General features: G+C 64.5%; 1 protein-coding gene. It reads left to right on the top strand.

Annotated features, from left to right (window positions below; translation table 11 throughout):
- Window positions 1–535: TonB-dependent receptor domain-containing protein (locus AAE045_RS24225; RefSeq protein WP_455549842.1), on the top strand; the 535-nt coding region annotated here is incomplete at both ends.

Raw genomic sequence — 535 nt, 5'->3', positions numbered from 1 at the left:
CCGCGAAGTGCGTCCGTACTCCGACAGCGGCCTGCCCGCCTCGCTGCTGATCGGCACCGGTGCCTCGCCCGCTGACGACTTCACCTACAGCCGCCCGGTCAACACCCCGGGCGGTGAACTGCACGGCGTGGAAGCCAACTACACCCAGCCGTTCACCTTCCTGCCGGGCAAGTGGTCCAACCTGGGCGTGCAGTTGAACTACACCTGGGTGGAATCGCAGATCCAGTACCTCAACGCGGCCGGCCAGCCGGTGATGAAGACCGACCTGACCGGCCTGTCCAAGTCGTCCTGGAACGCCACGCTGTTCTACGAAGGCAAGGTCTTCTCCGGCCGTGTCTCGGCGACCAACCGCGATGACTACCTGACCCAGGCACCGGGTACGGAAGCCGGCTTCAACCTCGACGGTTACCACGGCATGACCGGCACCACCGTCATCGATGCCTCGATCCGCTACACGATCAGCGACCAGCTCGAACTGAGCCTGGAAGGCATCAACCTGACCAACGAAGCCTCCGACGAGTGGGTCTACTCGCCG

It is taken from the genome of Dryocola clanedunensis, from assembly GCF_038405435.1.
Classification (GTDB): Bacteria; Pseudomonadota; Gammaproteobacteria; order Enterobacterales; family Enterobacteriaceae; genus Dryocola; species Dryocola clanedunensis_A.
Note: the sequence above shows the minus strand (reverse complement) of the source record. Positions and strands in the feature narration are given on the sequence as shown.